The following is a 6,936-nucleotide window of genomic DNA, read 5'->3' on the forward strand; positions in this document are numbered from 1 at the left end:
CCGCGGCGCAGCGCCGGGACGTGCGGCCGGGGTGCGGGACCCGCACCGGTGACTCGCCCTCGCCCGGACGTCGCATACCGGTCGCCCTCGGCGGAAGGGGAACGAGTGCCGTTCGGGTGGTGGCGTCTTCCCACGCACCGGTGCCGGTCACGCTGATCGCAGTGTTCATCGGATGGACCTCCGTGCTGGTCGCTCGCGGAACCTCGGGCGGTTATTCGATCAAATGTTCGACGAACTGATGTTCGATTTCTACCATGCAAAGGGGGATGATGTCAGTAGCAACGCCGGACATACCTCGAACAGATGTTTGATAGATCGCAGCGGCCGGACTAGATTCACTGCACGGTATGAACTTCGGGTACGTCCGGAGCGGATCCGCCCGCCGGGCGCGGGTCCAGCGGACGCGGAGACCGACGAGAAAGGGCGGTTGTGGTGAGCCAATCAGACACGGGTGACGGGGCCGAGACCGGCACCGGTCCCGAGCCGGCGGCAACCGGGGCGGATCTCACCGTGCGTCAGCGCAAAGTGCTCGACGTGATCCGTTCCTCGGTGAGCCTGCGCGGCTATCCGCCCAGCATCCGCGAGATCGGCGACGCAGTGGGGTTGAACTCCACCTCGTCGGTCGCCCACCAGTTGCGCACCCTGGAACGCAAGGGCTATCTACGCCGCGATCCCAATCGCCCGCGCGCCGTGGATGTCCGCGGTATGGACGAAGCCGTCCGTTCGGTCACCACCTTGGCGCCCGCCGATACCCCGGTGGGTGCGGCTGCCGTCCCGGCCACCGAGGACAGCAATGCCGATCAGCCCGTCCCCACCTACGTACCGGTCCTCGGGCGGATCGCCGCCGGTGGCCCGATCCTGGCCGAACAGGCGGTGGAGGACGTGTTCCCACTACCCCGCGAACTGGTCGGCGACGGTTCACTGTTCCTGTTGAAGGTGGTCGGTGAATCCATGGTCGACGCCGCGATCTGCGACGGCGACTGGGTGGTCGTGCGCCAGCAGAACGTGGCCGACAACGGCGATATCGTCGCCGCGATGCTCGACGGCGAGGCCACGGTCAAAACGTTCAAACGCAGCGGTGAGGATGTCTGGCTGATGCCGCACAACCCGCTGTTCGAACCGATCCCGGGTAATGACGCGCGCATCCTCGGCAAGGTCGTCACGGTGATCCGCAAGATCTGAGCGCCCATACCCCTGCGCGGTCGCCGCGAATCCCCCGGAGGGATGTGGTCGCGGCACCGTCCCGCTCAGGTGGCAAGGCCCGGCCTGCAACGGGAGCGCTCGCCGGGCTCACCCGCCCGGCCTGTGGAGCACCGGACGCGGTCGGCAACAGAACGGGGTGAACTCGGATGTCCGGCAACAGCATTGCGGTAGCGCGCCCACGCTGCGGCACCGAGGACACCGGCACGCCGGAGCTGGTGTGGTACGCGGCCTACGGGTCGAATGCGGACCCGGACCGCCTGACCTGTTACCTCGTCGGTGACACCCCGGACGGCGCACTGGCTACGCCCGGCACGGTATCGGGCGCGGGCGGTTCCGGCCGGCCGCCGATTCGCGGTTGCCGGGACCGTACGCCGCCCGCCCGGTCGATCGGAATCGTCCTCCCCGGACTGCTCTACTTCGCCACCGAATCGGCGATCTGGACCGGCGGCCGGGCCTTCTACGATCCCGTAACGCCCGCCGAAACACCTGCTCGCGCCTACCTGCTCACCCGCGCACAGTTCAGCGATATCGCCGCGCAGGAGATGTACCGGCCGCCCGGAACCGATCTGGATCTCACCGAGGCACTGCGCACCGGCCGGTCACGGTTCGGCCCCGGCCGCTACGAAACCCTGGTGTGCCCCGGGTCTTACGAGGGTGTGCCGATCGTGACGTGCACTGCCGACCGGCGCTGGCGCGACCTGCCCGGCAACCCGCCGGCACCGGCCTATCTGCGCCGGATCGCCCTCGGCCTGCGCGCGGCGCACCGTTGGTGCGATACCGAGACGGCCGCCTATCTCGCCACCCGTCCGGGCGCGGCAGGGTATTGGACCCCGCGCATGGTCGCCGAACTGCTTTGCGACGACTGAACGAGCCGGCCGGTTCCACCGCCCCGGAACCGGCCGGGCATGGCCGCGGGCCCCTCACGGTGACCGGTCGAGCCCCGGGCCGGTGTGCTCGCCGGCTTCCAGCGCCACCGAGATCGCTTGGGCTCCCACCTTGATGAGCTGCGCATAGCGCTCCCGGTCGGCCGGTCCCACCTCCGCTCGCAGCGGGCCGAACTGGACTTCGTACGGCACCTCGTCGCCGCGGAACACCGGAGCGGAGACATAGCTGACCGGAAGCGATCGGGAGGTCGCGATATCGGCTGTGGTGTAGGCCCGCGAGGTCAGCCGGGAAAGCTGGCGCAGCAGTTTCGCGCGCAGGGCGGGCTGCAGGAGTTCGGCGCCCAGCGCGCCGAACAGTTCGGTGAGCACATCGACCAGCCCGGCATCGTCGTCCTTCGGCCGGAACATCGCGAATCCGTGTGTGGTGACGAAGTAGAGCAGATCCCGGGCACCTTCGCGGCCGGCCGCCGAGCGTAACCATCGTTCCCGTTCATCGGCCGGCCGCCATGGCATCACCGCCGCGCCTGCGGGGTATGCCAGCGGAATCGACTGCCCCACCGACAGTCCCGGCACGATCGTCTCGCCCGCATAGTGCTTCGCGACGATGGTGAGCCGATCGCCGGCGATCCGGCTCAGTGTCGCCCCGCATGCGGCTGCCTCCGCCAGCGCGGCAAGTTCCGCGCCGACCGCCCCGCCCGCCTCGACGGCTTCGGTGCCGGCCAGCCGGGACAGGGCCGGGCCGGGCCGGTACGCCAGGCTCGCATCGCGGGTCACCCACTGCGCGGCGCACAGTTCGGTGAGTACGGCCGTCACCGTCGCCCGGGCCAGCGCGAGCCGGTCCACGATCTCGGATACCGTGAGCGCCCGCGGTGACTGCGCGAGCAGTTCGATCACCGCCACTACGCGCCGGGTGGGCGGGGATCCCGAAGCCGCCATCTCGATCTGCTCCCTTGTCGCCGGCCCGGGTGGGCCCTACACTGCATCGACTATTCGGTATCAGTTTGTCGAATATTCGTCATCAGCGTAGTAGACACTTCAGGAGGAGACCATGATTCTGGACAGGTTCCGGCTCGACGACCGAGTCGCCATTGTCACCGGCGCCGGACGCGGTCTGGGCGCTGCGATCGCGCTGGGCTTCGCCGAGGCCGGTGCGGATGTGGTGATCGCCGCCCGCACCGAAACGGATCTGAACGCGGTCGCCGGGCAGATCCGCGACATCGGCCGGCGAGCCCACACCGTGGTGGCCGATCTCTCCGATGCCGACGCCTGCGCCGCGTTGGCCGGTACCGCGGCGGCGGAATTCGGCCGGCTCGATATCGTGGTGAACAATGTCGGCGGCGCGATGCCCAAACCCCTGCTCGACACCTCCCCGGACACCATGACGGAGGCATTCGAGTTCAATGTCGCCAATGCGCATGCCCTGATCCGGGCCGCCGTACCGATCATGCTCGATACCGCCGACGGCGGTTCGATCATCAATATCACCTCGACCATGGGCCGCCTGCCGGGTCGCGCATTCGCCGCCTACGGCACCGCGAAGGCCGCGCTCGCCCACTACACCCGGCTGTCCGCGATGGATCTGTGCCCGCGTATCCGGGTCAACGCCATCGCCCCCGGCTCCATCTCGACCTCGTCGTTGAAGGTGGTCGCCGACGACGACAATCTGCGCGGGGCACTGGAGAAGGCGACCCCGCTGGGGCGGATCGGCGTTCCGGCCGATATCGCTGCCACCGCCCTGTTCCTGGCCTCCCCCGCCGGCGGCTACCTGACCGGCAAGGTGATCGAAACAGACGGCGGACTGATCGCCCCGAATCTCGATATGCCGATCCCGGATCTGTGAGGTGACCTCATGACCTATCGCGTCGTGCACTGGGGCACCGGCAATGTCGGCAGGCACGCCCTGGCCGGCATCATCGGCGACCCGCGGCTCGAGCTCGTCGGCGTTCGAGTGTCCAGCAGCGAGAAGGAGGGTCGCGACGCCGGTGAGCTCGCCGGACTCGAGACCCGGACCGGTATCTCGGCAACCACCGATACGGCGGCGCTGCTCGCCGCGAAACCCGATGTGGTGGTCTACACCGCCATGACGGACAACCGGCTCATGGAGGCGCTCGGCGATCTGCGGACGATACTGTCGGCGGGAATCGATATTGTCGCCAGCGCGCCGGTGTTCCTGCAGTACCCGTGGAAAGTCCTGCCGGAGGACCTGCTGCGCCCCGTCGAGGAGGCCGCGGCGGCGGGCGGTGCCTCGTTGTTCGTCAACGGGATCGATCCCGGGTTCGCCAATGACCTCCTGCCTCTGGCGCTCGCGGGTACCTGCCGCCGGGTCGACCGGATCCGCTGTATGGAGATCGTCGACTACGCCACCTACGACAACGCGGCCGTGATGTTCGACATCATGGGGTTCGGAAAATCCCTGGACGAAACGCCCATGCTGCTCCAGCCCGGGGTGCTGTCGCTCGCCTGGGGCAGCGTGGTGCGGCAGTTGGCGGCGGGTCTCGGGGTGGAATTGGACAACGTCACCGAAACCCACGAAAGGATTCCCGCACCGGAGGATTTCGAGATCGCGGCGGGCGCGATCGCGGCCGGCACCACCGCCGGGCTGCGGTTCGAGGTTCGCGGGATGGTCGGTGACGAGGTGGTCACGGTGCTCGAACACGTCACCCGGCTGCGCGCCGACCTGGCCCCGGACTGGCCGCAGCCGGCGCAGGAGGGCGGGTCCTACCGTGTGGAGATCACCGGTGAACCGCACTACAGCATGGATATCTGCCTGGCCAGCGATCACGGCGACCACAACCATGCCGGGCTCGTGGCCACGGCGATGCGGGTGGTCAATGCCATTCCCGCGGTGGTGGCGGCGGCACCGGGAATCCGGACCACCCTGGACCTCCCCCTGATCACCGGTCCCGGCCGGGTAACGCGCACTGCTAGTTCATGATTCGGCCCGTGCGACGGGTGGGCAGACCGCAGATGGCATACCCACCCGCCGCGCGGCAACCCCCATTGACGCGCGCCGTTTGTTCCGGGCGCGCCGCCCTCCGCCCCGAGCCACCTGGGACTTCGGCCTACCGCATTCGATTGCGCGCGTCCCACCCATTCGGACTCTCATCGCACCTCGACCGGTTCCTAGTGGTTGAATGCGATCCGGAATGTCACCGGCGACCGGTGACCCGGTGACCGCAGGGCCGCGCCGGCCGCGGTCCGTACCATGAGGCGGTTATTTTCCGTATGGAAGAGTTCCTCGGCGACGCCAGTAGCTTCATCTGGGGCCCCTGGTTGCTGATTCCCCTGCTCCTGCTGACGGGGCTGTATCTGACCGTGCTGCTGCGCGGAGTACAGTTCCGCCGGTTCGCGCTCGCGTTCCGTCTGGGCTTCGTCGACCGCACCGATACCGGCGCCGAAGGCGATATCACCCACTATCAGGCCTTGTCGACCGCCTTGGCAGCGACGGTGGGCGTCGGCAATATCGCCGGTGTCGCCACCGCGATATCGCTCGGCGGTCCGGGCGCAGTCCTGTGGATGTGGTTGACCGGGCTGGTCGGCATGGCCACCAAGTACAGCGAGGCGTTCCTCGGTGTCCGTTTCCGGCGCACCGACGCCGCCGGTAAGCAGGCCGGTGGCCCGATGCACTACCTGAAGCAGGGCATCAAGGGCCCGGTGGGTCTCTTCCTCGGCGGATTCTTCGCGGTGGCCGGCGTACTGGCCTCGTTCGGCATCGGCAATATGACGCAGGCCAACACGGTGGCGGCGAATGTCGAATCGGAATGGGGCCTCGAGCCCTGGATCACCGGGCTGATCATCACCGTCTTGGCCGCCGCGGTGATCCTCGGCGGTATCAAGGGAATCGGCCGGGTGGCCAGCGTTTTCGTCCCGGTCATGATCGTGCTCTACATCCTGGGCGCCCTCGCCGTCCTGATCTTCCGCATCGAGGAACTGCCCGCGGCGATCGGTGAGATCGTCACCGATGCCTTCACCGGGACCGCCGCCACCGGCGGTTTCGTCGGTGCCGGCGTGGCCGCGGCCATCCAATACGGCGTGGCCCGGGGTATCTTCTCCAACGAATCCGGGCTCGGCACCGGTGGTATCGCCGCGGCCGCAGCCGCGACTACCCATCCGGTGCGCCAGGCCCTGGTGTCGATGACCCAGACCTTCATCGACACTCTGGTCGTGGTCTCCTTCACCGGTTTGGTGATTGTGGTGACCGGAGTCTGGAAAACCGATGCCTCGCCGGCGACGTTCACCGCCACCGCGTTCGCCGATGCCCTGCCCGGAACCTGGGGCAGTGTCATCGTGACGGTCAGCATCGTCTTCTTCGCGTTCTCCACCATCCTCGGCTGGTCCTATTACGGTGACCGCTGCATCGAGTTCTTGTTCGGCAACGCCCTGGTGCTCCCGTACCGGATCGTGTTCATCGTGGTGGTCTTTGTCGGCGCGACCCGGGAACTGGAGACGGTATGGCTGTTCTCCGATGTCGCCAACGGCCTGATGGCCTTGCCGAACCTCATCGGCCTGCTGATCCTGTCCCCGCTGGTGTACCGAGAGACCAGGGCCTATTTCGATCGCAAACAGGGCCTGGATATCCGGGCCGAAGCGATATGAGCCGGTGCGCAGCGTGAGGCGGTACGAGGGTCCGGTCGCACGGCGCTGACGATACGGCGAGGGGGGGGGGGTGAGGGGGGAGCAGTGCCCCCCCCCGGGGTTTGGGCGACCAAGGGGGCCGATCCCTGGGATCGGCAAGCTTCCGCTCGAGGTTCGTCCGGTCTCCCGGTAACGGTACGGCCGATTCGATAACCGTGACGACCCCGCAGCGGCGCCGTGAATCAGGCACCTGATTTGGTGACCGCAGCTCTGC

The 6,936-nt window shown here is 68.1% G+C and carries 6 protein-coding genes; 5 read left to right on the forward strand and 1 reads right to left on the reverse strand.

Features of this window, described 5'->3' with window-relative positions:
* Positions 1–510: 510 nt before the first annotated feature.
* Complete coding sequence (lexA, locus tag QH196_RS11830; protein WP_432279475.1) at positions 511–1,182, forward strand: transcriptional repressor LexA; 672 nt, start codon at positions 511–513, stop codon at positions 1,180–1,182.
* 167 nt (positions 1,183–1,349) lie between these two features.
* On the forward strand, positions 1,350–2,069 hold the full coding sequence (locus tag QH196_RS11835) for a histone deacetylase (RefSeq protein WP_280415820.1): 720 nt from the start codon (positions 1,350–1,352) through the stop codon (positions 2,067–2,069).
* A 54-nt stretch (positions 2,070–2,123) separates the two neighbouring features.
* On the opposite strand, the gene QH196_RS11840 is transcribed toward QH196_RS11835, so the two are convergent.
* Positions 2,124–3,023: a helix-turn-helix domain-containing protein gene (locus QH196_RS11840; RefSeq protein WP_280415821.1), complete on the reverse strand. Its 900-nt coding sequence runs from the start codon at positions 3,021–3,023 to the stop codon at positions 2,124–2,126.
* Between the two features lie 112 nt (positions 3,024–3,135).
* Between QH196_RS11840 and QH196_RS11845 the strand changes: the two genes are divergently transcribed.
* The 3 genes from QH196_RS11845 to QH196_RS11855 all read left to right on the forward strand — a co-directional run bounded on the left by QH196_RS11845 (position 3,136) and on the right by QH196_RS11855 (position 6,683).
* A complete protein-coding gene (locus QH196_RS11845) occupies positions 3,136–3,927 on the forward strand; it encodes an SDR family oxidoreductase (RefSeq protein WP_280415822.1) in 792 nt (263 codons plus the stop codon).
* 9 nt (positions 3,928–3,936) lie between these two features.
* Positions 3,937–5,022 (forward strand): NAD(P)H-dependent amine dehydrogenase family protein, encoded by a 1,086-nt coding sequence (locus QH196_RS11850; protein WP_280415823.1) that lies wholly within the window; start codon positions 3,937–3,939, stop codon positions 5,020–5,022.
* 290 nt (positions 5,023–5,312) lie between these two features.
* Complete coding sequence (locus QH196_RS11855; protein ID WP_280415824.1) at positions 5,313–6,683, forward strand: alanine/glycine:cation symporter family protein; 1,371 nt, start codon at positions 5,313–5,315, stop codon at positions 6,681–6,683.
* Positions 6,684–6,936: the final 253 nt, after the last annotated feature.

The sequence above is a fragment of the Nocardia carnea genome (assembly GCF_029868325.1).
Classification (GTDB): Bacteria; Actinomycetota; Actinomycetes; order Mycobacteriales; family Mycobacteriaceae; genus Nocardia; species Nocardia carnea_C.